This is a genomic window from Bradyrhizobium sp. GW821-FHT13H06 (genome assembly GCF_058803975.1).
Genome location: NZ_JBXAPN010000004.1, coordinates 221,955 through 248,283, shown reverse-complemented (window position 1 = coordinate 248,283; position 26,329 = coordinate 221,955). Strand labels below are relative to the sequence as shown.

7 protein-coding genes are annotated in these 26,329 nt (G+C 65.5%); 5 read left to right on the top strand and 2 right to left on the bottom strand.

The annotated features are described in order from the left end of the window. Positions 1–37: 37 nt before the first annotated feature. From AC1RQP_RS18575 to fhuB, 5 genes are all read left to right on the top strand, one after another. The gene (locus AC1RQP_RS18575) at positions 38–9,787 is read left to right on the top strand and encodes an amino acid adenylation domain-containing protein (RefSeq protein ID WP_492938023.1); all 9,750 of its coding nucleotides are present in this window, start codon (positions 38–40) and stop codon (positions 9,785–9,787) included. A 2-nt stretch (positions 9,788–9,789) separates the two neighbouring features. Then, complete coding sequence (locus AC1RQP_RS18570) at positions 9,790–20,382, top strand: amino acid adenylation domain-containing protein (protein WP_492938022.1); 10,593 nt, start codon at positions 9,790–9,792, stop codon at positions 20,380–20,382. A gap of 4 nt (positions 20,383–20,386) precedes the next feature. Continuing rightward, entirely contained in the window at positions 20,387–21,367 is a 981-nt protein-coding gene (locus tag AC1RQP_RS18565) for an alpha/beta hydrolase (protein WP_492938021.1), read from the top strand. A gap of 65 nt (positions 21,368–21,432) precedes the next feature. Continuing rightward, positions 21,433–22,365, top strand: a complete 933-nt coding sequence (locus AC1RQP_RS18560; protein WP_492938020.1) for an ABC transporter substrate-binding protein — start codon at positions 21,433–21,435, stop codon at positions 22,363–22,365. Continuing rightward, the gene (gene fhuB / locus AC1RQP_RS18555) at positions 22,352–24,358 is read left to right on the top strand and encodes a Fe(3+)-hydroxamate ABC transporter permease FhuB (RefSeq protein WP_492938019.1); all 2,007 of its coding nucleotides are present in this window, start codon (positions 22,352–22,354) and stop codon (positions 24,356–24,358) included. The genes AC1RQP_RS18560 and fhuB overlap by 14 nt, the downstream gene beginning before the upstream one ends. A gap of 21 nt (positions 24,359–24,379) precedes the next feature. On the opposite strand, the gene AC1RQP_RS18550 is transcribed toward fhuB, so the two are convergent. After that, positions 24,380–25,234: an ATP-binding cassette domain-containing protein gene (locus tag AC1RQP_RS18550; RefSeq protein WP_239622873.1), complete on the bottom strand. Its 855-nt coding sequence runs from the start codon at positions 25,232–25,234 to the stop codon at positions 24,380–24,382. Beyond that, entirely contained in the window at positions 25,231–26,292 is a 1,062-nt protein-coding gene (locus AC1RQP_RS18545) for a DUF2218 domain-containing protein (protein ID WP_492938018.1), read from the bottom strand. Before AC1RQP_RS18545 ends, AC1RQP_RS18550 begins: the two co-directional genes overlap by 4 nt. Between the last annotated feature and the right edge of the window lie 37 nt (positions 26,293–26,329).

Genomic DNA, 26,329 nt, shown 5'->3' with positions numbered 1-26,329 from the left:
TGATTTCCGGCTCGCGGCCGGACAGGGATTCGAGAACATGGACAGAGCCAACCTCGTCGAACGCTTGCGGGAGCACGCCACCTTGCGACCGGAGAAGGTGGCGTTGCGGTTCCTGGAAGGCGACGACGTCGCCGATGAGCTGACGTTTGCCGCGCTCGATGGTCGGATCAGGGCGCTGGCTGCATGGCTGCAGCAGATGGGCGGTGCAGGCGAGCGGGCGGTCATCCTGCTTCCGAGCGGGATCAACTATGCCGTGGCGTTTTATGCCTGTCTGTATGCGGGCGTGATCGCCGTTCCGGCCTATCCGCCGGAGGGCGGCCCGGAGCGCTATGCAGGACGTCTCGATGGCATCCTGCGGGATGCGGCGCCGCGCTTCATATTGGGCGAGACGGCCCTGCACGATCTCATCGAAGCGACGCTGCCCGCATTGGGCGACGTGCACATCGTCACGGTAGATACCATCCCGCCCGAGCTCGCCGCAGACTGGCGCGAGACAAGGCCCGCGGCCGATGCGATCGCGTTCCTCCAGTATACGTCCGGGTCGACCTCGCAGCCAAAGGGGGTTTGTGTTTCCCATGGTAATCTGGTTGCCAACGAGCGAGCCATTGAAGCGGTTGCCGGTGGTGCGCCGGACGACGTTTTTGTGAGCTGGCTGCCCCTCTATCACGACATGGGATTGATCGGCGGGCTCCTGAACCCGCTGTTCACGGGTTTTACCGGCGTCCTGATGTCACCGCGGAATTTCCTGGAACGGCCGCGCCGCTGGCTCGAGGCGATCGATCGTCACGGCGGCACGATGAGCGGCGGTCCCGACTTTGCGTATTCGCTGTGCGCCGACCGCATTTCGGACGAGACCATCAGTCGACTGGATTTGAGCCGGTGGAAGTTCGCGTTCTCGGGCTCGGAGTTTGTCCGCCGGACCACCCTCGAGAAGTTCGGTGACCGGTTTGCGCGGGCTGGCTTCAATCGACGGGCGTTGACCGCTTGCTATGGCCTCGCCGAAGCGACGCTGCTGGTCACGGCCGGCGACATCACCGCTGACACCGTCAGCTATACGCTCGACACCGCGGAACTCGCCGCAGGTCGTATCGCCAGCGCCAGCACAGGCACCGATCTCGTAGCGTGCGGTCGAACCGCCGCAGGCCACGACACTCGCATCATGCGTGTCGACGGATCGGCCGTGGCCGAGGCGAATGAGGTGGGTGAGATCTGGGTCGCGGGTCCCAGCGTCGCGCTCGGTTACTGGAACAACCCCGAGGCCACGCACCAGGCCTTCGTCGAGCGGGATGACGCGCGCTGGCTGCGGACCGGCGATATCGGCTTCATTCGCGATGGCGCGCTGGTCGTGGCCGGGCGCCTCAAGGACCTGCTGATCGTTCGGGGACAGAACGTCTATCCGACGGACGTCGAGCAGGCGATCGAAGCCGACGTCGAGACTGTCCGTAGCGGGCGGGTTGCCGTCTTTCCGGTCGAAATGGACGGGCGTGAAGCCATCGGCGTGGCGGCGGAGTTCAGCCGCGCCGTGCTCAGGCTCAGCGATCCGGAGGCGCTCGCACATGCGATCGGCGAAGCGGTCCTCCGGCAGGCGCAGGAATATCCGGCCGTGATCGCTCTGCTGAATCCGCAAGCGATGCCGCTGACCACGAGCGGCAAGCTGCAACGCTCGGCCTGCGCCGCACGCCTCGCCGACAATACGCTCGACAGCTTCATGGTGTTCGAGAGGGGGCGTCGCCGCGGCGGCGCATCCTTGACGAAGCCCACGACCGATACCGAACGCGCCGTCGCCTCGATCTGGTGCGATGCGCTTGGTGTCGCGGCAGTGCATCGCGAGGACGATTTCTTCGTGATGGGCGGAAATTCGATCGCAGCCGGCCAGGTTGCCGCGGCGATCCGCGACCGCCTAAGCGTGGAGGTCGAGCTGCGCACCTTCTTCGACGCGCCGACGCTCTCGGCCTTCGCCGGCCGGATCGATGCCCTGGCGGGCGCTGGTGCCGGCCGGACGTTGCCGCCGATCCCGTGGGCCGCCGCGGCCGATCGTGCGATGCTGTCGCACGCGCAGGAGCGGCTCTGGTTCCTCTGGAACATGGACCCGGCCGGGACCGCCTACACCGTCGCGAGTACAATCCGTCTGAAGGGGCGGCTCGATCATGCCGTCCTGTCGCGCGCGCTCGGCGAGATCGTCCGCCGTCACGAAATATTGCGCACCACGTTCAGAGCCAGCGACGGCCGCGGAACGCAGCTCATCCACGATGTCATGAGCATCGGCATCCGGGACGAGGATCTTCGTTCCCATTCTGTAGGGGAACGCGCCGAGCGCGCGGAGAACCTCAAGCGATCCGAGCTCGCCAAGCCGTTCGATCTCGTGAACGGTCCGCTGTTGCACGCGGTGTTGCTTCGGCTCGCGGACGATGCGTACGAGCTGCTGCTGCTCGCCCATCATATCATCGTGGACGGCAGGTCGCTCGACGTGCTGCTCGACGAACTGGCCGCGCTCTATCGCAGCGGTATTGGTCATGGCGGAGGCGCGCCGCCGATTCCGGCAATTCAATACGCCGACTTTGCGGCTTGGCAGCGAAACTGGCTCTCGGCAGGCGAGGCCGAGCGGCAGCTCGCGTATTGGCGCGCGAAGCTCGGCGATTTTCATCCCGTTTTGGCGTTACCGCATGATCGGCCGCGCCCGGCCATCCAGAGCCATGCCGGCGAGACGATCGGTCTTATCATCGACGACGCGCTTGCGTCCCGACTCCGGGAGATCGCTGTCAAGCAGCACGTCAGCGTCTTCATGCTACTGCTCGGCGCATATCAGGTGCTGCTCCATCGCTACACTGGACAGAGTGATCTGCGCGTCGGTGTGCCGATCGCAGGACGCCGGCACACGCAGCTCGAGGGCTTGATCGGATGTTTCGTCAATACGCTGGTGCTGCGGGCTGAGATTGCAGCCGATGCGACCTTCCCGAGCGTGCTGCAGCAGGTCAAGGAATCGGTGGTCGAGGCGCTATCGCACCAGGACCTTCCTTTCGAAATGCTGGTTGAAGCCCTCAGGCCGGAACGCAGCGGGGGGCACAATCCGCTGTTCCAGGCAAAGTTCAACTACATGACTGCGCCGGGCGGGTTTGCCGGCATCGAAGGGCTCACTGCCGAAATCGACATCATGGATCTCGCAGGTTCGCATTTCGATCTCGCGCTCGACGTCATCGATAGCGCCGGCGGCGGCATGAAGGTGACGTTCAACTACGCCACCGATCTGTTCGATCGTCCGACCATCGGGCGGCTGGCGGCGCAGTTCGGTTCGAACCTACGCCAGATTGCCGATCATGCCGAGCGGCGGATATCGGACTTTGCCATTGACGATGGGCACCGGCAGGCCGTTCCAAGTGAGACCGCCGCATTCGGCTTCACCGATGTCATCAGCCTTCACCGTGCGGCGACCGCAGATCGATCGACCGTCACGGCCATCCAATGCGGCCGGGAGCGATTGAGCTTTGCGGAACTCGAGCGCAGGTCGAACCGTATCGCGCAGGTGCTCAGCGCCAGGGGCTTGGCGCGGGAAACGCCGGTCGCGCTGTGGATCGAGCGCTCGCCGGTTTTTGTCGTCGCCTTGCTCGGTGTGCTCAAGGCCGGCGGCGCTTACGTCCCGTTGGACCCGAAATGGCCGATGGAGCGCGTCCGCCGCGTCCTGGCGGACGGCGGCATCGAGATCTTGCTGGCGGCGGGTGAGAAGCTCGGGAATGCGCGTGGCCTCGATTGCCTGGTGCTCGATGCTGAAGCCGAAGCCGCGCGCGGGGAGATCCCGAGCCTGCCGGTCGACACGACCATTCATCCGGAGCAGACTGCCTACGTCATCTATACATCGGGATCGACCGGCGCGCCGAAGGGCGTCAGCATCTCGCACGGCGCCTTGGCCAACTACGTTCAGGCCCTGCTGCTACGCCTGGAGCCGCGTCCATCAGCGAACATGGCGATGGTGTCGACGGTGGCGGCCGATCTCGGCCACACCGTCCTGTTCGGCGCGCTGGCGTCCGGCGGGACGCTGCATCTGCTGTCTCCAGACGCCGTGTTCGACGCGGATGCCTTCGCGCAAGCGATGCGCGAAGGCGAGGTCGACATTCTCAAGATCGTGCCGAGCCATGTGCGAGGGCTGTTGAAGGCCTCGCGGTCGGCCGATCTTCTGCCCCGCGAGGCGCTCATCCTTGGCGGAGAGTCTTGCGACCGGGCGCTGCTGGACGAAGTCCATCGCTTGCGCCCGCAATGCCGGATTCTCAATCACTACGGGCCTACGGAAACGACCGTCGGTGCGGTAACGCATGAATGCGCGGCCGAGCGCGAGAGCAACCCGGTTCCAATCGGTTTGCCACTTGCCAATCTGAGCGCCCATGTCCTGGATGACGCGCTGAACGAAGTGCCGATCGGCGTTACCGGCGAACTCTATATCGGCGGCGCCGGCTTGGCGCGCGGCTATCGCGGCGCGGCCGGTCTGACTGCGGAACGTTTCGTCCCGGATCCGTTCGGGGCAGCAGGCGAGCGCCTCTATCGAACCGGGGACCGTGTCCGCTGCGATGAAGCGGGCCGGCTGATATTCCTGGGCCGCACCGATGATCAGATCAAGTTGCGTGGCTATCGTATCGAGCTCGGAGAGATCGGGCGCGTCATCAAGACACTGCCGGGCATCGACGATGCGGTAGTGCTCCCGCGCGCGATCGGGGCGAATGCCGATCGGCAGGAGCTGGTTGCATATTGTGTACCATCGCGCGATGCCAGTCCGCAGGCCGATACGATCAAGCAACAGCTACTTGCGATCGTGCCGGACTATATGGTGCCGTCACACGTCGTCATGCTGGCGCGATTGCCGCTGACGCCCAATGGAAAGGTCGATCGTCGCACCTTGCCCGAACCGGCGGAAGACGGGGTGTACGCCGGCTATGCCGCACCCGCGGGAGATATTGAAGTCGCGATCGCGGCGGTATGGTGCGAGGTGCTCGGTCGCGAGCGTGTGGGCCGCAATGACAATTTCTTCGAGCTCGGTGGCGATTCCATCCTCAGCCTGCAGATCATCGCCCGCCTGCGCAAGCGCGGCATCCGGCTGACGCCGAAGCAGATATTCAGCCAGCAGACGGTTGCCGGATTGGCGACCGTCGCCGTCATATCGACCGGGACGAGCGCGAAGAAGGAGAAGCCGGACACGAAGCCGTCTGCTGGCGGCAATGCCGATCCCGGCATGCGTCACCTGATGCCGATCCAGATGCGTTTCTTCGACGAGGATATCGGCAACCGGGATCACTGGAATCAGGCGGTTCTGCTGCTGCCACACATGCAGATCGATTGGGAGACGCTGCGGCGTGCGCTCGCTGCCATCGTAGAGCATCACGATGCGTTGCGTCTGCGGTTCAGGCAGGTGGATGGCGTCTGGCGGGGCGAGCAGGCGTCGCCGCCGGCGTCCTCCGAACTATTGTGGATTCACCCGCACGTCGGCGGCCCGACGGAGATCGCTGGGCTCGCCCGCGCCGCGCAGGAGAGCCTCTCGCTGTCTTCGGGACCGGTGCTGCGCGCGGTCGGCATGAACCTTGCGGACGGCAGCCAACGACTGCTGTTTGCGATTCATCACCTCGTCGTCGATGGCGTGTCCTGGCGCATCCTGCTCGAAGACCTGGCGTCGGCCTATGACCAGCTGCAGCATGGCGGTCCCGTCACGCTGCCCCCGAAGAGCGAGTCTTACGGCTCGTGGAGCGAGCGGCTGCGTGCCTATGCGGCGACCGCGGAGGTCGCGGCCGAACTGCCCTATTGGCTTGGTTGCGGTGCCGGTGCGCGCTTGCCATGTGACGATGACCATGGCGGCATCGATCGCGTCGGTGACGGCGATGAAGTGTCATTGGTGTTCGATGCCGAGTTGACGGCGCGGCTGCTCGAACAGGCGCCTGCCGCCTATCGGACCCACGTCAACGACCTGCTTCTGGCCGGTCTCGCGCGAGCGGTGTCGCGCTGGAGCCAGCACGACGAGGTGGTGGTGGAGCTCGAAGGCCACGGCCGCGAGGATATTTTTCCGGACGCGGATATATCCCGTACCGTCGGCTGGTTTACGACGGCATTTCCGGTCCGGCTGAGAGATACAGGATTCGACGAGGCGTCACTGATCAAGGAAGTAAAGGAGAGGCTGCGCGCGATTCCAAATCGCGGGCTCGGTCATGGCGTGCTGCGTTATCTCGGTTCCGAGCAGCAACGTCATGCCCTCGAGCAACTGGCGGAGCCGCAGATCGTCTTCAACTATCTGGGCCGCTTCGACGCGAGTGTTGGCGCCACACATCGCTTCTCCTTCGCCCCCGAGAGCGCGGGTCCTTCGCGCAGCGCCGCGGCGCCCATGCGCGGATGGCTGAACATCAACGCCCTCGTGCGCGAGGGCCGTCTTGAAGTGTCTTTCAGCTACGGGCGCAAGCGCTACCGGCACGACAGGATCGAGCGACTGGCGGCGCACTATCAGGACGCGCTGGGTGAACTGGTCGCGCATTGCTGCAACGGAGCAGTCGGCCTCACGCCATCGGATGTTCCATTGTCCGGACTCACACAGGCCGACCTCGATCGGCTAGCCACGACCTTGGACCTTCGCGGTGTCGAGGACATCTATCCGCTCTCGCCCATGCAGCAGGGCATGTTGTTCCATACGCTGCGTGACGGTCCCACTGATTCCTATGTGAACCAGGTCGGGCTCGAGCTGTTCGGTGTCGATGCAGGCAAGCTGCGGGCTGCGTGGCAGGCGGCCAGCGACCGGCATGCCGCCTTGCGGACCGGGTTTGTCTGGCAGAACTTGTCAGGCGCGTCGCAGCAGGTGGTGCATCGCCATGTGACCGTGCCGTTCGTCGAGGAGGACTGGCGCGACACCCCACCTGCGGAGCTGGATGCAGCGCTCGCCGAGATATCCCGACACGAGCGGGAGAAGGGCTTTGACATTCTGCAGCCGCCGCTCCAGCGCATTGGCCTGATACGGCTCGACGAGAACCGTCACTGGCTGATCTGGACCCATCATCACATCTTCGTCGACGGTTGGAGCTCGGCACGGCTGGTTGCGGAGGTGTTGCAGCAGGTGAGCGGTGAACCGCTGCCGGCCGTGCAGGGCAGCTATCGTGACTACATTGCATGGCAAAGGAGCCGCGATCACGAAAGCTCCGAACGATTCTGGCGCGAGGTGCTGGCAGGGCTCGAAGCGCCGACGCTGCTCGCGAATGCGCTGGTGGCCGCCAAGACCTCCCGCCCCGAAGACCACGCCAGCATCGGCCTTGCCGTGGATGCGGCGCTGACCGAACGGCTGAAGTCGTTCGCAAAGCGCGAACGGGTGACGCTCAATACGCTCATACAGGGCGCGTGGGCACAGTTGTTGCGCAGACATTCGGGGCAGTCCGCTGTCTGCTTCGGTGTGACCATCTCGGGTCGTCCGGCGGAATTGCCCGGCTCGGAGGAGATGGTGGGCCTCTTCATCAATACGCTGCCCATCGTCGATGCGCCGAACCCAGAGGCAATCGTCGGCGATTGGCTGCGCGCCTTGCAGGAACAGAACCTGGCGCTGCGCGAGCACGGCTGGACGCCGCTCTACGAGGTTCAGCGCCTCGCCGGCCATGGCGGGCAGCCGCTGTTCGACAGCATCCTGGTGTTCGAGAATTATCCGATCGACGAGGGACTGCTGCGGGGCGGGGAGGGCGGCCCTCGGATTGGTCGTGTGGCGCATGTGACGCCGACGAACTATGCGCTGGCGGTGGCGGTGTTTGCCGGAGGCGACAGGCTGAATATCGAGTTCAACTATGACTCGCGTCAATTCGACGAGGCGGCGATCCTGCGTCTTCGCGACATTCTGCAAGATCTGCTGGTGCGGATCGTGGCGAACGCGGAGCGCGTGGTCGGTGACCTCCGGTCGGCGTCTGATGAAGACGCTCGACGAATTCTCGATTGGAGCGGCGCAGCGCAGCTGACCTCGGCCTCTTCCTGTGCCGACGTCGTGACGCATATCGAAGTGCAGGCCGCGCAAGCGCCGTCCGCTGTCGCCATCGCCTGGGGCGACCAGCGCATCGCCTATGGCGAGTTGAACAGGCGTGCCAACACACTTGCGCGGCGGCTTCGCCTCTGGAACCTCGGTCCGGATCGGCTGGTCGGCATTGCGCTGACCCGAAGCCCGGACATGATCGTTGCGCTGCTCGCGATTCTGAAGGCCGGTGGCGCTTACTTGCCGCTCGATCCGGATTATCCGTCCGACCGGCTTGCCTACATGTTGCGTGACAGCGGCACGACGTTGGTTCTGACGCAAGGCATGCTGCTGGAGCCGCTCGCGCCGGTGCTGCGCGAAGCCGGGGTCGAAGCGCTCTGCATTGATGAGCCATCGCTATCCATTGACGACGACAGCGGCAATCTCGACGTCGAAGTCCATCCCGAGAGCCTGGCCTATGTCATCTACACCTCGGGATCGACCGGAATGCCGAAGGGGGTAGCTGTCGCGCGCGGACCGCTTGCGATGCATTGCGAAGCGATCGGCCGGCTTTATCGCATGACCTCCCGCGACCGAGAGTTCCAGACGGCGTCGATCAGTTTCGATATCGCCCACGAGCGCTGGCTGGTGCCGCTGATGACGGGTGGGTCGCTGGTCCTGCCCTCGAAGCCCGGCCTCTTGGTCGACGACCTCGCCAGCGAGCTCGCGCGCCATGCGGTGACCTCGATCTTTCTTCCGCCGGCCTATGCGGATCAATTGAGCGCGGCGTTGCGGCAGGAGGGGCGAAAGCTCGCGGTCAGGGCCTGCATCGTCGGCGGCGAGGCCTGGTCGGATATCGGGATCAAGGCCTTGCGTGGTGCTGCCGATGTCGACCTTCTGGTCAACGCCTATGGTCCGACCGAGACGGTGATCGCCCCGACCGCATGGATCGTCGACGACACGACGTTGAAGCCCGGCCAGTCCGCACCGATCGGACGGCCAGTCGGCGTGAGATCGGCGCACATCCTCGATTCCGACCTCAACATCGTTCCTGTTGGCGTGACCGGCGAGCTGTTCATCGGCGGGGCGGGCCTGGCTCGCGGCTATCTGAACCGGGGTGCATTGACCGCAGAGCGGTTCGTCCCCGATCCGTTCGGGGATAGCGGCATGCGCCTCTATCGCACCGGCGATCTTGCGCGCTGGCGCGACGATAGCGTGATCGAATATGTCGGCCGCGCCGACCAGCAGGTGAAGATCCGCGGCTTCCGCATCGAGCTCGGGGAAATTGAGGCGCGCCTGCTCGAGCAGCGCGGCGTGCGTGCGGCGGCCGTGGTGGCCGGCGAGGGCAGGACCGGACGCCAGTTGTTTGCCTATGTCAGCGGTGAACCCACGCTCGATGGTCGCGATTTACGTGATGCACTGTCCGCCATCCTGCCTGACTACATGGTGCCGTCGACAGTCACGGTGCTGGAGCAACTGCCGCTCACCCCGAATGGGAAGATTGATCGACGGGCGCTGCCCGCGCGGGGCGAGGATGCGCTGACGCGCCACTCCTACGAAGAGCCCGAGGATGAGATCGAGCTCGTGCTGGCCAGGATCTGGGCGGAGTTGCTCGATGTCGACCGGATCGGACGTAACGATCACTTCTTCGAGCTTGGCGGGCATTCCTTGCTCGCAGTGCGGGTGCTTAGCCGCGTCTCGCAGGAGATCGGCATATCGATCGCGGTCTCGGATCTGTTCGCTCATCCCGATCTGGCATCGTTTGCGCGTGTCGTGTCGATCAGGCTGATCGAACAGGAATTCGATGCCGAAGAGCTCCGGGAACTGGTTGGAGCGGAGCAGTGAGCATGGCCGACACGGCAAAGCCGAGCTTGCGAGAGATGGATCCGGCCCAGATGAGGAGGCTGGTCTCCTTGGCCCGGGAACGCGGTCGAAATGCCGACAGGGGCGGCGCAGATGCGATTCCTGTCGTGACGCGTGGCGGCTCACTGGAGATGTCCTTTGCTCAGCAACGGCTTTGGGTGCTGGCGCAACTCGACGGCACCAATTCCAGCTATCACATTCGAGGAGCATTGCGGCTCTCCGGCGAGCTCGATGTCGACGCGTTGCGTCGGAGCATCGACCGGTTGTTCGCGCGGCACGAGGCGCTGCGCAGCGTCTTTCGCGTGATCGACGAACAGCCGCGCGTGGTGCTGCTGCCCGCCGATGAACGTGTCCCGCTGCTTGAACAGGATCTGTGCGGCCGGGACGATCGCGCGCAGGAGCTCGCGCGCCTCTGTCGCGAGGAGGCTGCAACGCCGTTCGATCTCGCCAAAGGACCATTGATCCGCGGCCGGCTGATCCGAACGGCGGAGAGGGAATATCTCTTCCTGCTCACCCAGCATCACATCGTCTCCGACGGCTGGTCGATCGGCGTGCTCGTGCGTGAGCTGGGTGCCCTCTACAGGGCTTTCGCCGCCGGAAAAGACGATCTCTTGCCGCCATTGGCGATCCAGTATCCGGACTATGCTGCCTGGCAGCGACAATGGCTGACGGGCGAGCGATCGCAGCGGCAGGTAGACTATTGGCGTCAGGCGCTCGCGGATGCTCCTGCCGTGCTCGAATTGCCGACGGATCGGCCGCGTCCGCCGGTCAGGTCCCTTACAGCGGCGTCCTTGCCGATCGAGATCGATGCAGAGCTCGCTTCCGGCATCCGACGACTGAGCCAGTCGCATCACGCCAGCCCGTTCATGATCGTGCTGGCGGCCTGGGCGGCTGTGCTGTCGAGGCTTTCCGGGCAGACGGATATCGTCATCGGAACGCCGACAGCCAATCGAAACAGGCCCGAGATCGAGGGCCTGATCGGATTCTTCGTCAACATGCTGGCTGTCCGCGTCGATCTCTCGGCCGAGCCCAGCGTCGCCGAACTGCTCCGTCGCGTGCGCACTGCCGCGCTTGCCGCGCAGGATCATCAGGATCTGCCGTTCGAGCAGGTCGTCGAAATCACCCAGCCGCTGCGGGGACGGGAGCATACGCCGGTCTTTCAGGTCGCGTTCGCCTGGCAGAGCAACGAGACGGGGACTCTCGATCTGCCGGGCCTGAAGGCCGAGACCGCCGATATCCCGCTCCAACAGGTCAGGTTCGATCTGGAGCTTGATCTGGGCGAGCTGGGCGGACGTATCGTCGGCTTCCTGAACTATGCGACCGCGTTGTTCGACGAAGCGACGATCAGGCGCCACCGGGACTATTTGTTGTCCTTCCTGCGGGCGATGGTTGCCGATGCGGACCAAGTGATCGATCGCATCGATATCATTGGTGCCGCGGAGCGCAGACGCGTTCTCGACATATGGAATGAGACCACCGCGCCATTTCCCTCGGAGCGCTGCATTCATGAATTGTTTGCGGAGCAGGCGAGAAGGACGCCGGAGGCCGTCGCCCTGGTGTACGATGACGTCCGCCTGAGCTATGGTGACCTCGATGCCAAAGCGGGCCAGCTGGCGCGGCACCTGATTGCCTTAGGCGTGGTGCCGGATCAGCCCGTCGCAATCTGCCTGCCGCGCGGCATCGCCATGGTCGTGAGCCTGTTGGCCGTGCTGAAGGCGGGCGGGGCCTATCTGCCGCTCGATCCCGCCTATCCAGCAGAGCGGCTGCGTCAGATCGTCGACGATGCCGAGCCGCGCGTGCTGATAGCCGACGAGGCGGGAAGGGCGATATTCCCGGATGGGACCTTTGAGATCGTCGATCCCGAGGCGAATGCCTCCGCCGACACAACGCAGGCGCCATGCGATCCGGGCGACCTTGTCGAAGGACTGACGTCGCGTAGCCTCGCCTACATCATCTACACCTCCGGCTCGACTGGCCGGCCGAAAGGGGTGATGGCCGAGCATCGCGGCCTGGTGAATCTGGCGTTGGCGCAACGGGTGCTGTTCGAGATCAATTCGCACAGCCGTATCGTGCAGTTTGCCTCGTTCAGCTTCGATGCCAGCATCTGGGAAATCGTCATGGCGCTGTGCTCGGGCGCCTCGTTGTTTCTGGCTGGCCCGCGCGAGCATCAGGACACCTCGGAATTGCTCGGCTACCTCACGGACAATGCGATCACGCATGCGACCTTGCCGCCGGCGATGCTGCACGGGCGCGCCGATCTCGACCGCTTGGCCTCGCTGCGGGTTCTCATTCTTGCCGGTGAATTGCCCAAGACCGAGCTGATCAAGGGATTGCCTCCTGGCATCGCCGTCTTCAATGGTTACGGGCCGACGGAAGCAACGGTCTGCGCCACGAGCTGGTTGCGGCCACCGGGTTTTGATGGTGATGCAGCCCCGATCGGTCGTCCGTTGCCGAATGCGCGGATCTATCTTCTGGACCGGTTTGGGGCGCCCGCGCCGCTCGGCGCTGTGGGTGAAATTTGCATTGGCGGAGTCGGTGTTGCGCGCGGCTATCTCAATCGCGCTGACCTGACGGCCGAGCGCTTTGTGCACGATCCCTTCCACGGCGATCCAGATGCGCGCATGTATCGCACCGGTGATCTCGGGCGTTATCTGCCGGACGGCAATGTCGCGTTTGTTGGTCGCAATGATCAGCAGGTCAAGATCCGCGGCTTTCGCGTCGAGCTCGGCGAGATCGAGTTTCGGCTCAACGAGCACGCCGACGTGACCGATTCCGTCGTGCTGGCTCAGCGTGATCGTGGCGGCGACATGCGGCTGATTGCCTATGTGGCCGCGCGTCGCGGTAACAGCGCGGGGCTCGACGCCGGTGAATTTGCCGGCACGATGCGCGATCACCTGCGTACGTGCTTGCCGGATTACATGTTGCCGTCAGCGTTCGTGCGCCTCGATGCACTGCCGCTCACGCCAAATGGCAAGGTCGACCGCAAGGCGCTGCCGGCGCCGGAGGACGATGCATTTGCGCGGCGCCGATTCGAACCGCCGCGGGGCGATGTTGAGCAGATCGTCGCGAATGTTTGGGCCGAGCTCCTGGGCGTCGATCGCGTTGGACGCTGCGACCACTTCTTCGAGCTCGGCGGCCACTCGCTGCTCGCCGTCCGCATGCTGGAGCGGTTGCAGCGGCACGGGCTGAGAGCGGACGCGCGCACGCTGTTCGCAAAGCCGATGCTGGCAGGCTTTGCTGCCGGCCTCGGTGGCGACGGAGCAGTCGACGTTCCCGTCAACCGGATCACTCCGCAGACGAAGGCGATCACGCCCGAATTGTTGCCGCTGATCGGATTGACGCAATCCGACATCGACAGCATCGTGGCCAGCGTTCCAGGCGGCGTTGCCAACATCCAGGACATCTACGGCCTGTCGCCGCTTCAGGATGGCATCCTCTTTCACCATCTGCTGTCGAAAGACGGCGATCCATATCTGCTGGTCGGCCGGATGGCATTTGCAAGCCGCGGCCTGCTCGATCGCTATCTCGACGCTGTCCGGCAGGTGGTCGACCGCCACGACATTCTGCGAACGTCCATCGTGTGGAACGGCTTGTCCACGCCGGCACAGGTGGTTTGGCGGCAGGCTCCGCTGGTTGTCAGCGAGGTCGTGCTGGATGGCGAAGGTCCCGCGGTTGAACAGCTCGTGCGACGATTCGACCCGCGTCTCCATCGGATCGATCTCGGTCAGCCACCGCTGCTGCGATTTGCAATTGCCGCCGATGCCGAGGGTGGGCGCTGGCTGCTCTTGGTGCTGCTGCACCACTTGATCGGCGACCACTCCACGCTGGAGGTGATGCACGACGAGGTCGGGAAGATCTTGTCGGAACGAAGTCATGAGTTGCCGCGGCCATATCCGTTCCGCAATCTGGTGGCGCAGTCACCCGGCTCGGCGGCGACCGCGCAGCATGAGCGTTTCTTCCGCGGCATGCTCGCCGACATCGATGAGCCGACCGCGCCGTTTGGACTTGAGCAGGTGCACGGGGACGGCGGTGGCGTTGCGGAAGGCCGGCGGATGCTGCCCGAACAGCTGAGCGCAAGGCTTCGTGCTCAGGCTCGGCGGCTGGGCGTCAGCCTCGCCAGCCTCTGCCATCTCGCCTGGGGCCAGGTGGTGGCGCGAACCAGCGGGCGCGAGCGTGTCGTTTTCGGGACCGTCCTGTTCGGTCGCATGCAGGCCGGCGGCGGCGATCGTACCATGGGCCTGTTCATCAACACCTTGCCGCTGCGGCTCGATCTCGATGATAGGGCGGTCGAGGATAGTGTTCGTGATGCACATGATCGGCTGACCGAGCTGATGGCGCACGAGCGCGCCTCGCTGGCGCTCGCGCAACGATGTAGCGGCGTCGCGGCGCCGGCGCCCCTGTTCAGCTCGATCCTGAACTATCGGCACAATGCAATGCCGGCCGATTTGGCCGACGACAGGGACGACGCCGGAATCGAATGGCTTGGTGGTGAGGAACGCACGAATTATCCATTGATGCTGGCCGTCGAGGACTACGGTCAGGCGCTTGGCCTGACTGCTCAGATCGTCCGTCCGCTCTCGCCTGACCGCATCTGCGCCTTGATGCAGCAGGCGCTCGATCGATTGGCCGAGGCACTGGAGCGCTCGCCGCGCGCGCCGGTCCGAGAGCTCGACATTCTGCCTGCAGAGGAGCGCCAGCTCTTACTGGAGGCGTGGAATCGGAGTCGAGCGCGCTATTTGCTAGACCAGTCGTTCGTTGCGCAATTCAAGGCGCAGGTCCGGACGTCGCCGGAAGCGATGGCGCTGGTGTTTGGCGAGACGGAGCTGAGTTACGCCGCGCTGAATGCGCGAGCCAACAGGCTGGCGCGGCGCTTGCGCGATCACGGCGTCGGAACCGACGTGGTGGTCGGGCTGGCGCTCGACCGGGGCGTCGAGATGCTGGTTGCACTGCTGGCCGTGTTGAAGGCCGGTGGGGCGTATCTGCCGCTCGATCCGGATTACCCGCCCGAGCGGCTGGCGCACATGCTGCGCGACAGCGGCGCGGCGCTGGTGCTGACGCAGACGGACTTGCGCGATCAGTTCGCCGCCGTGCTGGCGGAGACCGGAGCCGAGGCCTGGCTGCTCGACGGGCAGGACGGCGGGGCCGGGGATGCCGGCAATCTCGATGTCGTCGTTCACGGCGAGAGCCTTGCCTATGTGATCTACACCTCGGGCTCGACCGGCCTGCCCAAGGGGGTGATGGTCCGCCACGACGCCGTGACCAATTTCCTGGCGACCATGGCGGAGCAGCCCGGCATGACCGCGAGCGACCGGGTACTCGGCCTGACCTCGCTGTCCTTCGACATCGCTGTTCTGGAGCTGTGGCTGCCGCTGACGATCGGGGCCTGCGTGGTGCTGGCGGATCGTGCGGCCGCGCATGATCCTGGCAGGCTCAAGGCGATCGTGGAGCGACACGGCGTGTCCCTGATCCAGGCCACGCCGTCGACCTGGCGGATGCTGCTCGATCACGAAGGTCCTTCGCTGCCGGCGAGCTGCCGGGTGCTCTGCGGCGGCGAGGCGCTGCCGCCGGATCTGGCGCGGCGGCTGGTGGAGCAGGCCGGAGAGGTCTGGAACCTGTACGGCCCGACCGAGACCACAGTGTGGTCGGCCCGCCACCGGCTCGATGCGGCGGACGATCGTCCGCTGCTGGGTGGCCCGATCGGCAACACCACGCTTTATGTTCTCGACGGCGATCTCAACCTGGCGCCGGTCGGCGTTGCCGGCGAACTCTACATCGGGGGCGCCGGGCTGGCGCGCGGCTATTGGCGGCGCGGGGCGCTGACGGCGGAGCGCTTCATCCCCGACCCGCTCGGTCCGCCCGGTGCGCGGCTTTATCGCACCGGCGACGTGGCGCGGTGGCGGTCCGACGGCGTGCTCGACTATATCGGTCGTGCCGACCACCAGGTGAAGATCCGCGGCTTCCGCATCGAGCTCGGCGAGATCGAGGCGCGGCTACAGGCGCAGCAGGGCGTCCGCGCGGCGGTGGTGGTGGCGCGCGAGGCCGGCGCCGGCCGCCAGCTGGTCGGCTATGTCAGCGGCGAGGCACTGGACGGAGCCGCCCTCAAGACGGCGTTGTCCTCGGTGCTGCCGGACTACATGATCCCGGCGCGGATCGTGGTGCTGGAGCGCCTGCCGCTGACGCCGAACGGCAAGATCGATCGCAAGGCGCTGCCGGTGCCGGATCAGCTTGCGGCCTCCGCCGTGCATGTCGCGCCGCGCACGCCGGCCGAGGCGGCGCTGGCTGCGATCTGGGCCGATCTGCTGCGCCAGCCCGACATCGGCGTCACCGACAATTTCTTCGAGCTCGGCGGTGATTCCATCATCTCGCTGCAGATGGTGAGCCGCGCGCGGCGCGAAGGCGTGCTCATTGAGCCACGCGACGTGTTCCGGCATCAGACCATCGAGGCGCTGATTGCGTCGTGCCGCGATGTCGGCCCCGGCAAAGGCGCCGCGGCGTCGGAGCGCGGCTCGCTCGCGGGACTCTCAGTCGAGCAAGCCGAACGGCTCGGTCTCGACTCGGACCGCATCGAGGACGTCTATCCGCTGTCGCCGATGCAGCAGGGCATGCTGTTTCACAGCTTGCGCGATGCCGGCAGCGGCGTCTATGTCAACCAGGTCAGTGTCGAGATACGCGGTCTCGATCCGGAACGGCTCGGCAGAGCGTGGCGCGAGGTCAGCGCGCGTCATCAGATGCTTCGGACCGGCTTCCTGTGGCGGGAGCTCTCCGGTTCTCCGCTGCAAGTCGTCTATCGTGATGCCATCGCTCGGTTCGAGCAGGAAGACTGGCGTGGGCAGGCGGTCAGTGATGAACGGATTGCGGCTGCCCTTGCCGATGAGCGCGCCGCCGAGTTCGATCTCCAGGCACCGCCGCTCCAGCGGGTGCGGCTGCTGCGGCTCCAGGACGACCTGTACCGGCTGATCTGGACCTATCATCACATCCTGATGGATGGCTGGAGCTCGGCGAGGTTCGTCGGAGACGTCCTGGAGTGTTATTACGGCGGGACCCCGGCCGCGAATGCGACGCGCTATCGCGACTACATCGACTGGCTGCTGGCGCAGGATGCCAAGGCAGCCGAAGGCTTCTGGCGCGAGCAGCTCAAAAGCTTCGACCAGCCGACGCAGCTCGCCGACGCCTTCGGCACGCGCCGCCATCAGGCATCCGGCCACGAACGCTGTTACACTCGTCTAGGAGAGAGCGCGACCGCGGAGCTGAAGGCGTTCGCGCGCCGCGAGCGGGTTACGTTGAACACCATCGTCCAAGGCGTGTGGGCGCTGCTGCTGCAGCGCTATACGGGCCAGAGCACCGTGACGTTCGGCGTGACAGTGGCCGGTCGTCCGGCAAGTCTTGACGGATCGCAGCAGATGCTCGGGCTCTTCATCAATACGCTGCCCGTGATCGAAACGCTTGCGCCCGCCAGCACCATCGGAGAATGGCTGCGCGCGCTCCAGGACCGAAACTCGGCGATCCGGGACTACGAGCACACGCCACTCTACGACATCCAGGGCTGGGCCGGCCGCGCCGGCCAGACGATGTTCGACAGCATCATCGTCTTCGAGAACTATCCGATCGAACGCAGCATGCATCGCGGCGACGGCGCTTTGCAATTCAGCGGTCTGAAGAATGTCGACGTGACGAACTATCCGATGGATCTGTCGGTGCTCGTCGAAGATACGCTCCAGGTCGAATACACCTATATGCCGAGCCATTTCACGGCCGTGCAGGCGGCGCAGATCAAGGCGCAGTTCGAGCATTTGCTAACGGCTTTGACGCGGGATGCAATGGCTCTGCTCGGCAACCTTGATCCTGTTACGGAGCTCGACGCCGCACTGGCAGATCGCTGCAATCTGAATGCCGCGGCGAGTGCTCCGCTGCCGCTGGTGCATGAGGCGATCAGCAGTCACGCGCAGCGTCATCCGGAGCGGACGGCATTAACCATAGGCAGCACGGTGCTCTCGTTCGGGGACCTCGAACGCAAGGCCAACCGTCTGGCCCATCACCTGATCGCCCGCGGGCTCAAGCCCGAGCAGCGCGTCGGCGTGGTGGTCGAGCGAACGGAAGCCACGATGATCGCGCTGCTGGCCGTCCTCAAGGCAGGCGGAGCTTACGTTCCGGTCGATCCCGAGCTGCCCTCGGAGCGGCGTGCGTTCGTCATGTGTGATGCGGAGATCGCGTTCCTGTTGACGGCACAGCTCAGCATCGAGGACAGCCCGGATGGCGTCGAACGGATCTCGCTGTCCACGTACGATTTCGGCGCAGGACCCGACCATCCGCCGCAACCTGACCTGCATCCTGAAAACCTTGCCTATCTGATCTATACCTCGGGCTCGACGGGGACGCCCAAGGGTGTCGCCGTCGCCCATGGGCCGCTGGCGATGCACTGTCACGTCACGGGCGGTCTCTACGAGATCGACGAAAGCTCGTGCGAGCTGCATTTCCTGTCGCTGGCCTTCGATGGCGCTCATGAGCGCTGGCTGACGGTTCTGTCGCACGGCGCGCGGCTGCTGATGCGTGACGCCGAATTGTGGACGCCGGAGCAGACGGTCGAAAACCTGCACGCCCATTGCGTCAGCCATATCGGATTGCCGCCGGCCTATCTCCAGCAGGTCGCGGAATGCGTCGAGCAGAACGGCAACCCGCCGCCGGTCAAGCTCTATTCGTTCGGCGGCGAGGCAATGCCGAAGGCTGGGTTCGACAAGGTCAGGCGTGTTCTCAAGCCCCGCATCCTGATCAATGGCTACGGCCCGACCGAAACCGTGGTCACGCCGCTGGTCTGGAAGGTCAACGGGGCGGACGAATGCGACACGCCCTATGCGCCGATCGGCGTTCCGGTCGGTGACCGCCGCGCTTACATTCTCGATGGCGCACTCGACATCATTCCTGCGGGCGTCGCCGGCGAACTCTATTTGGGCGGCTTCGGGCTGGCGCGCGGCTATCACGCTAAGGCCGGCATGACTGCGGAGCGCTTCGTGCCTGACCCGTTCTCGACGGTGCCGGGCGCCCGGCTGTACCGCACCGGTGATCTGGCGCGATGGCGCGATGACGGGACCGTCGAATATCTCGGGCGCAGCGATGATCAGGTCAAGGTCAACGGCTTCCGGATCGAGCTCGGAGAGATTCAGACCTCGCTGCTCCGTCACGAGGCGATCGCGCAGGCGGCGGTGGTGGCAGTCCCAAGCGCGGCCGGAAACCAGCTCATCGCCTATGTCGCGCCGAAGGTGGCACGCGACGCCGCGCCAGGTGCGGCCGAGGCTCTGGTCGACCGCTTGAGCGACTTCCTGAGGCGGATCCTGCCGGCCTATATGGTGCCGGCTCGCATCATGATGCTGGAGCGGCTGCCGACATTGTCGAGTGGCAAGATCGACCGTCGTGCGTTGCCGGCTCCCGATGCGTCGATACGCAGCTTCGTTGCGCCGCAAGGTCCGGCAGAGATTGCGATGGCTCACCTGTGGTCCGACATTCTGAACGTGCCGCAGGTCGGCGTCACCGACAATTTCTTCGAGCTCGGCGGCAATTCGATCCTGTGTCTCAAGGTCGTGGCGCGGCTCCGCCAGGACAAGGCGTTCGGGATCGAGATCAAGCTGCGCGATCTGCTTCAGAAGCCGACGATCCGTGCGTTGCTCGACGGCAGCGCCTCTACGGGCTCTGCCGTCGCTGCGGCACCGTCGGCGCTGCTGCCGCTGAATGCTGCGGTTGCCGGCGTCAATCCCGTGTTCTGTTTGCATGGTGGCTTCGGCACGGTCTTCGACTATGGACCGTTGGCGCGCCGCCTCGAAGGGTATCGGCAGGTGGTTGGGTTGCAGTCGAGAATGTTGGTCGATCCAACCTGGACCGACAGCTCGCTCGAAGCGATGGCCATGGACTATGCGGCCGAGATCAGACGGATGCAGCCGCGCGGCCCCTATAGCCTCGTCGGCTGGTCGCTGGGAGGGATGCTGGCCGGTCTCGTTGCGGCCGAGCTCGAACGCAGCGGTGAGCGGGTCGAACGTCTTGCCATGGTCGACAGCTTCGTGCCGCGGCAGCCGAACGGATCGAGCCAGCCGGAAGCAATCGCCCACTGGGCGGATGATCTCGCCGGATTGCTGTCGGCGGTTCTTCCGACCGCTGCGGCCTCTTGGATCAAGGCGCAAGTCGAGGCAGCGAAGCGTGCTGACTTGCCGGAGACTCCTGAGAGCATTCGCGATCTGGTCGCGGCTGTTGTAGAGAAGGGCGGGAGCGTGAGGGCAGATGATGCGTCGCTAGGCGCGGACGATTTGTCCGCCGCCTTCGCTGTCGGACGGCATCTCAACAGGCTGGCGCAGAACACCACGCTGCCGCGCGGCCTCGAAGCCACGCCGCTCTGCTGGTGGACGTCGGCTCGTCTGGCGCAGCGCGGTCGGCTGGAACTGCAGCTGCCGAAGGCGACCGATCGCGGCGTCGCAGGCCACAACCATTTCACGATCCTGAAGGAGGCCGGCCTTCTCGATGAGATCTGCGATCTGCTCGTGCCGGCGTCGGCATCGACGATCGCACGAGATACCGTTTCGGAACCGGCGGAGTAAGCCCTTGAGCCTTGATCCTGATATTGCAGCATTGCTCGAGATGGTTCAGGCCGGCACCGAAAGCGGCGTGCGAACTCCGTTTCCGCAATTGACCGCCGCGCAGGCGCGGGCCGATTTCGATGCATCCTCGCCGCTGCTCGATGTCGATCCGCCGGCGCTCCCCCATGAGCGCCGCCTCTCGCTGCCGACGCGGGATGGCGCGGTGATCGAGGCGCGGCTCTATGCGAGCGAGGCGCCGAGCGATCGCCTTCCGATGCCGGTACTTCTGTATATGCATGGCGGCGGCTTCGTCGTCGGCAGCCTGGATTCGCATCAGCCATTGTGCCGCGGCCTTGCCGAGGACAGTGGCGCGGCCGTGCTGTCGGTCGGCTACAGGCTTGCGCCGGAACACAAGTTTCCGACGGCTTTCGAGGATGCGGTCGATGCGCTGACCTGGATTGGCCGCGAGGGCCGAGCAATAGGGCTCGACGGCCGCCGCGTTGCCGTCGGCGGCGATAGCGCCGGCGGGACGCTTGCCGCCGCGCTGGCGATCGAGGCGAGGGCGAACACGGGTCTTCCGCAACCGGTGCTTCAGGTTCTCGCCTATCCCGGCCTCAGCTCGCGGCAGACCTCCTCGTCCTATGAACGATATGGTGCCGGCCATCTCCTGGAACGCAGCACCGTCGACTGGTTCTTCCGGCAATATCTGCGCGATGAGTCAGACCGCGACGATTGGCGTTTTGCACCGCTCGCCGCGACGGATTTGTCGGGCCTCGCTCCCGCATTCATCGTCCTCGCCGAGTTCGATCCTCTGGTGGATGAAGGGCGCGGCTATGCGATGCGGTTGGCGGCGGCCGGCGTTCCGGTCGATCTGCGCGTCTATCCCGGCATGATCCATGAATTCCTGCGCATGGGGAATGTCGTGGCCGATGCCTTGCAAGCGAGGGCGGCGATCGGGCAGGCGCTGGCCCATGCATTTCGTGCCGGTGGCGAAAGGGCAGCTTGATATGGAAACGCGGCGCGAACGAGGGTATGTCATGACTGTCATTGTCCTCTCCTGAACTGCATTCCATGAGCACGTTCACCCCAGACCACAGGCAGTCCCGCCGCGCGCTTCTCCGCGCGGGCGCGGCGATCGGAGGCACGGCGCTCGCGGGTGCATGGCCGATGGCATTTGCCCAAACCAGCGGATCGCCAGCCGGGCCCCGGATCGCCGCGCTGGGCTGGGCCTGTGCCCAGACGATACTGGCGCTTGGCGTCGTGCCGTTGGTCATTCCGGAGATCGAGCGCTATGGCCGACTCGTGGTCGAGCCAGCTGTCCCGCCCGGCGTTCAGGAGATCGGCCTGCGTTCGGAGCCCAATCTCGAGCTGCTGCAGAGCTTCGCGCCTGAGATCATCGTCATTGATCCCAGCATCGCGGCCGTCGTACCCCGGCTCAAGCTGATCGCGCCGGTCGAAATGTTCACGATCTTCAGACCCGGCGGGCATCCCCTCGACACGGCACGCCGTTCGACGATGGAGCTTGCGAAGCGTCTCGGGGTGCAGGGGGCCTGCGAAGCCTATTTCGCGCGCTTCGATGTTGCCATGGCTGGCTACCGCGAGCGGCTTCGCGATCGCGGCGGCAAGCCGCTCTATCTCGTCAGCGAGATCGCGCGTAACCGCGCGCTCGTGTTCGGTCCGAACAGCCTCTATCAGGAGGTGCTCGACCAGTTCGGATTGAAGAATGCCTGGACCGGGCTGAGCGGCCCATGGGGATATACCAGCGTAGGGCTCGAAGTGCTCGCCGCGGTACCGGATGCGCGGCTGGTCCTGATGACCTCGCGGGTCGCCGACGTCGAGGCCTTGCTGAAGGCTAGCCCGGTGCTGCGGACCCTGCCGTCCCTTCGGTCGCACAGGCTCACGATCCTGGACAATCAGTTCTTCTATGGCGGCGTGCCGGCGGCCGAGCGTTTCGCTCGTCTTCTCGCCGAACGGTTGCCGCGGGAAAGCCATGAGCAAGGTTGACGCGCTGCCGGCCCGATCCGGCTTCGAAATGCATCCGGCGATGCTGATCGGGTTGTTGGTGGCGGCCGCGGCCGCGCTCACCTGGCGGAATCTGTCGGGATATCTGCCCGCGAGCGCCTGGCTGCCTGTGTTGTGGCGGCCCGAGATCACCGATCCGCAACAGATGCTCGTGCACTACACGGTGTTTCCGCGCATCGCAGTGGCTCTGCTGGCCGGCGCAGCTCTTGGCCTCGCTGGCGCCGTCTGTCAGCAGGTGCTGCGTAATCCGCTCGCTGAACCGAGCACTCTCGGTGTCCTGAACGGCGCGTATCTCGCGCTGGCTGTGACGACCCTGTGGGCGCCGTCGCTGCTTGCCTTTGGCCGGGAGTGGATAGCGCTGTTCGGCGGGTTCGCCGCGTTTCTCTGCGTGTTCGGGCTGACCTGGAAACGTGCGCTGTCGCCCGTCGTCCTGGTGCTGGCTGGGTTGATCGTTAGCTACTATTGCGCCGTGACCACCCAGGCGCTGGTGCTGCTCAACCACGAATATCTGATCGGGCTGTTCATCTGGGGTGCCGGTTTCCTCAATCAGCAGGACTGGAGCAACGTGACGTTTCTGGCGCCGCGGCTCCTGATATCGATCGTCTTGATCGCGATGATGGTTCGCCCGCTAACCCTGCTCGGCTTCGACGATGAGACTGCGCGCAATCTGGGCCTCGGATTGACGCGAGCGCGGATCTTCGCGCTCATCATTGCGATCGCGCTCAGCGCTTCGGTCGTCAGCGTGGTCGGCGTCATGGGATTCGTCGGCTTGTCTGCGCCCGCTATCGTCATGCTGTCGGGCGCGCGTCGCTTTCGCGACCGGCTGATCTGGGCGCCTCTTTGCGGCGCCCTGCTGTTGTGGCTGACGGATCAGCTCGTGCTGTTGATTCCGCCCGGCTATCGCGAAATGCCGGCCGGCGCGGTGACGGCCCTGATCGGCGCGCCGATGCTGCTCCTGTTGCTGCCGCGGCTGCGTGCGGCCATGCCGATGGGTAACCTCACGCCATCCGCTCCGCCGCGTCTCGATCACCCCTGGCGCGTGATCCTGTTCGCTCTTGTCTTGCTGCTGCTCGTGGTCTGGATCGCACTCGCTCTCGGCGTCGGTACCGACGGCTGGCGCTGGAGCGGTCTGTTCGGCTTGCAGGAGTTCTGGCCGTGGCGCTGGCCGCGCGTGGTGTCGGCGCTGGCCGCGGGCGCGACGCTGGCGGTCGCCGGCACGCTGCTGCAACGGATGACCGGCAATCCGATGGCCGCGCCGGAGGTCATGGGCATCAGCTACGGCGCCGCGATGGGCGTGATCGTTCTGCTCTATCTCTTTCCCGCGCACACGCGGCTGGCGCAGATTGCGGCGGCCGGCATCGGCGCCTTCATCGTGCTGGCGCTGGTGCTGCTGTTCAGCCGGCGGTCCGAGTTCAGTCCGGAGCGCGTGCTCCTGGCCGGGGTCGCCATGAGCGCGGCATTCGGCGCGATCATCGCCATGGCGCTGGCGACGGGCGATCCGCGGATCGGCACGCTGCTGTCGTTGCTGACCGGGTCGCTTTACCAGATCGGTCCAGCCGAGGCCGCGGTCCTCGCTGCGGCGGCGCTCGTTCTGCTGATCATGGTGCCGCTGCTGTCGCGCTGGCTCGACATCCTGCCGCTCGGACCGACGGCTGCGCGTTCGGTCGGCATCTCGCTGGCGAGAAGCCGCATCATCATCATGCTGCTCACGGCATTGCTGACCGCAACGGCGACACTGATGGTGGGCCTTCTGAGCCTGGTTGGCTTCATCGCGCCGCACATGGCGCGGATGATGGGCGCGCAGCGCGCGCTGCATCAGGCGGCGCTGGCCGCGTTGATCGGGGCGATTCTGATGGTCACGGCGGATTGGGCCGGACGCATGGTGATATTTCCGTTCCAGATGCCCGCCGGTATCTTCGCCATGATGCTCGCCGGACCCTACCTCATCTGGCTGCTGCGGCCGCAGCGGCGATGACTGCGCCCCAAGCGATGCCGCTTACCGCGCGAAGCTGATGAGGTGGCCGTGATCCGGCGACGGCATCACGCCCATCGGGATGCCGTAGATGGTTTCGAGCTCGGCGGGCGTCATGATCTTGTCCGGCTTGCCGCGGGCAATCAGCTTCCCCGAATGGAGCGCGATGATCTCGTCGCAGAAGCGGGCGGCCATGTTGACGTCGTGAAGCACGACGACCACGCCGAGATTGCGCTCGCGGGCGAGCTGCTTGACCAGCGACAGCACCTCGATCTGATGGGCGATGTCCAGCGCAGAGGTCGGCTCGTCGAGCAGGAGGCACTCGGCATCCTGCGCCACCAGCATGGCGATCCAGGCCCGCTGACGCTCGCCGCCGGACAACGTATCTACCAGGCGGTCCGCGAATGGCTGGATATGGGTCAACGCCATGGCGCTTTCGACCTTCTCGCGGTCGATCTCGCTGAACCGGCCGAGCGCGCCGTGCCAGGGATAGCGGCCGAGTGCGACCAGCTCCTTGACCAGCATGCCGGCAGCGGGCGGCGTCTGCTGCGGCAGGTAGGCGACCTTGCGGGCATAGTCCCGATCGCTCCAGGCGCTTAGCGCGCGGCCCTCGAAACGAATCATTCCCGACGAGCTCGGCTGCTGGCGCGACAACAATTTCAGCAAGGTCGATTTGCCGGAGCCGTTGTGCCCAATCAGTCCGACGACGCTGCGCGCGGGAAGGGACAGGGTGAGCGGTTCGAGCAGCGCGCGCCCTGCCACCGCGAAGCCGACCTGGTCGAGTTCGAACAACGAGGCGGGCAATTCCGGCGATGCCTGCGTGATGCTGGTCGGCGCCGCGAGCGTGCTTTCGCCCGTCTGCGCGTGTTGGAACGTCATGGTTGGCGCAGGCTCCAATAGGCGACGGCCAGATGCTGATCGCGGGAGAGCTTTCGCTCGTCGCGCAAATGGTTTCGCAGGGCTTTTAGCGCCTGCGCCTCACACGCGACCCAGGCGAAGACCTCGCCATGGTCGGGCCATTGCACTGCCTTGACGGCATCGACCAGGAGCTGCGTCGTTCCCGCCGGACGGCCCGCGCGATGCAGCCAGCGGATCGCTACGCCGCTCGGCGCGACCAGCGGAACCTCCTCGCTTCGATCGGCAACCTCGATGAAGGCCTCACCCGTTGCCGTCGTCGGCAGCGTCTCGAGAATTCGCGCGATGGCGGGGAGGGCGGTTTCGTCGCCCGCGAGAAGCAACCAGCGTGCCGGACGAATGCCGCGGCCGAGCGGGCCGGCCATGCCGCAGATGGCGCCAGCCTTTGCGTTGACGGCGAAGGCCGAGCCCGGTCCGGCATGATCATGAACCACGAAATCGATATCGATCTCGCGGGTCTGCAAGTCGATGCGGCGGATCGTGTAATAGCGGGTCACGGGCCTGCGGTCGGGCTCCGGCCAAAGGATACGTCCGTCCGGCGCCGGCCACGGCCATTCTGGCTTGGCGAGGCCTTCGGGCGGGAAGTACAGCCGCACGTGCAATTCGCCGTCGTTCACGAAACGGGCGATGTCGTCGCCGGTGAAGGTCAGCCGCCGCATGTGCGGCGTCAGGGTGATCGCGGCCGTCAGCCGCACCTCGCGGAAGTTGGCGAGCGTGCTGCCGTTGGACTCATGACCGGACCAAACGATGGTCGGGGCAATATCGCCCGCGAATTCGATCACATGCGAGGCGACGACCGCGCGCAGCATCTCCAGATTGCCCTTGTCGTCGGCCTCGACGCGGATCTTGAGCACTTCGGCCTCGACGGTGAGGGAACTGGTGCCGAACGGCAGTGTCGCCACCATAAGGCCGCCGCGTTCCTCAAAGGCGATGTCATGCTCGGCCAGATGATCGATCATCCGCGCAGCGAGGCCGGCGGCATCGGGAAGCGCGATGCGGGTTTCGGAGATAAGCGGGTCCAAAGTCATTCTCCATCGGGCCGGTCCGATGCTGGCCTTC

What these genes read in the sequence shown, in the direction of transcription:
- AC1RQP_RS18570 (WP_492938022.1), top strand. Translation starts at nt 9,790, where the DNA reads ATGGCCGACACGGCAAAGCCGAGCTTGCGAGAGATGGATCCGGCCCAG.
- AC1RQP_RS18550 (WP_239622873.1), bottom strand. Translation starts at nt 25,234, where the DNA reads ATGACGTTCCAACACGCGCAGACGGGCGAAAGCACGCTCGCGGCGCCG.
- fhuB (WP_492938019.1), top strand. Translation starts at nt 22,352, where the DNA reads ATGAGCAAGGTTGACGCGCTGCCGGCCCGATCCGGCTTCGAAATGCAT.
- AC1RQP_RS18575 (WP_492938023.1), top strand. Translation starts at nt 38, where the DNA reads ATGGACAGAGCCAACCTCGTCGAACGCTTGCGGGAGCACGCCACCTTG.
- AC1RQP_RS18560 (WP_492938020.1), top strand. Translation starts at nt 21,433, where the DNA reads ATGAGCACGTTCACCCCAGACCACAGGCAGTCCCGCCGCGCGCTTCTC.